The sequence below is a fragment of the Streptomyces sp. NPDC052107 genome, assembly GCF_040680215.1.
Classification (GTDB): Bacteria; Actinomycetota; Actinomycetes; order Streptomycetales; family Streptomycetaceae; genus Streptomyces.
On sequence record NZ_JBFAWG010000259.1, the window covers coordinates 1 to 1,727 of the forward strand.

Consider the following 1,727-nt stretch of genomic DNA (forward strand, 5'->3'; position numbering starts at 1 on the left):
GCGCGCCCACTCCGCTTCAAGCGCGCGCCGCGCGGTAGCCGACAGGCGCACACGGAAGGTGTACCGGGCATGCCCGGTGCCCTTCGTGGCTGCCTGTGTCGTCATGCATCCGAACCTACCGGAGAGGACTGACAGTTGAGAGTTCTCGATCATTGTGGACATCACCGCCGTGCGGGATGGACACCGGATCGCCCCGACGGCGATCCAGCTATCCCTGCCCTGCTCCGCAGGAGTCCGATTCCTCCCCGGCCCTGAAGGCCAGGGCATCCTCGGATGAACCCGGTGAAGACGCACCCTGATACCGTCCTTGGCCGCCTCGCCGTGGCTGCCCGCCCTCCTCGTCCCTGCCTGAGCATCCAGGCCTCCAACTGGTGGACCCGGGTGCTCCTGGCCGGCGGCGCACGACGCCGTATCTTGACCGGCGCGGACCTCAGCATCGCGAAGCTGGACGGCGCATACCTACGCGGTGCGCAGATGCGCAGAGCGACCCTGCCTCGCGCGAGCCTTCGCGGCGCGAACCTGTACGGCGCGGACCTGTTCCACGCATACCTGAACCACTCGGATCTGTCGGGCGCGGATCTGAGCGACGCGGAGTTGAGCGGCGCGGACCTGCACGACGCTCGCCTGGACGGTGCGAACCTGCGCGGCGCGCGCCTGTTGTCTGCGGACCTGACCGGCGCGGACCTGAGCGAAGCGAGCCTGGTGGGTGCGGCCCTGTTGAGGGCGGACCTGACCGGCGCGAATCTGTTCCACTCAAATCTGTACCGTGCGGACCTGAGCGGTGCAGACCTGGACGGCGCGAACCTGGACGGCGCGGTGGACCTGTTCAGCGCCGAGCTGCTGAACGTGGTGTGGTCGGAGCGGACCCGTTGGCCCGATGCCGCGGTGGTGCGGGAGGGGTCCGTGCCGATTGAGGGCGGTCGGTATCGCGTGCAGGGCTCCGGGAACAGCGGCGCGGATCTGCCGGCACCGCGGCTACCGGTGTCCTGACTGCTGGCACGGAACCGTCCAGCGCCGGGCCTGCATCGCCCACTGTGCGGTGCCGGTGCTGCGCCTGATGATCTGGTAGCCGAAGGGAGCACGAGCGACGGCACGGCCCGCGAGGCCGGGAGGCGTCTGCACTCCGGATAAGCTCCCCGCGTCAGGACCGGGGCGGGTACCACGCAGGAGGCAGGATCAGCCCGGCCGGCGGTGATCCGCTCGACGGCACCAGGTCGGATGGCGCTGCGCCGGTCGCGCCCAAGAAGTCGACCGTGCCGCCGGAGAACGTCGCCCTGCCGAAGTCGACCGTGCTCCCGGAGAACGCCGCTTACCGGGAGTCAGAGGGATTTACAGGAATCTCCATGGGCTCCGGCGATGTGGAGATCCATCCGGGCATGGTCTGGGCTCGACAAAGGCTCGCGCCAGGTGGCCTCTGCCCACGCTCACTGTATGTGGCCAGCGTCACACTCAACTCGGCCAGGTTTTTTGTCAGTCCGCCCGCCGCCCGGGACCAGGAGGTGAACGTAGACACGCACAGAAGGAGCGCAGCACGTTGACCACCCCTCCCCTCCCTGCAGACAATGACTTGATCAGCGGCGAGGCTGACCAGTTGGCGAGGCTCACCAACTTCGTTAGTAATCCTTAGTGTTGTGCATGTATAGTTGCGTGCATGGAGTTGCTGCGTATCTCCAAGGCTGCGAAGCGTCTCGGGATACACCCGATGACGCTTCGCCAGTGGGCTCTCG

2 protein-coding genes are annotated in these 1,727 nt (G+C 67.5%); both read left to right on the plus strand.

Going from position 1 to position 1,727, the window contains the following annotated elements:
- Window positions 1-273 precede the first annotated feature (273 nt).
- The gene (locus tag AB0M27_RS47605; RefSeq protein WP_365732437.1) at window positions 274-990 is read left to right on the plus strand and encodes a pentapeptide repeat-containing protein; all 717 of its coding nucleotides are present in this window, start codon (window positions 274-276) and stop codon (window positions 988-990) included.
- Between the two features lie 649 nt (window positions 991-1,639).
- Window positions 1,640-1,727, plus strand: an 88-nt coding sequence (locus AB0M27_RS47610) for a helix-turn-helix domain-containing protein (protein ID WP_365732438.1), incomplete at its 3' end; no start/stop codon positions are given.

Excerpts from the sequence above, each read along its gene's own strand:
- AB0M27_RS47605 (WP_365732437.1), top strand. The coding sequence starts at position 274 with ATGAACCCGGTGAAGACGCACCCTGATACCGTCCTTGGCCGCCTCGCC.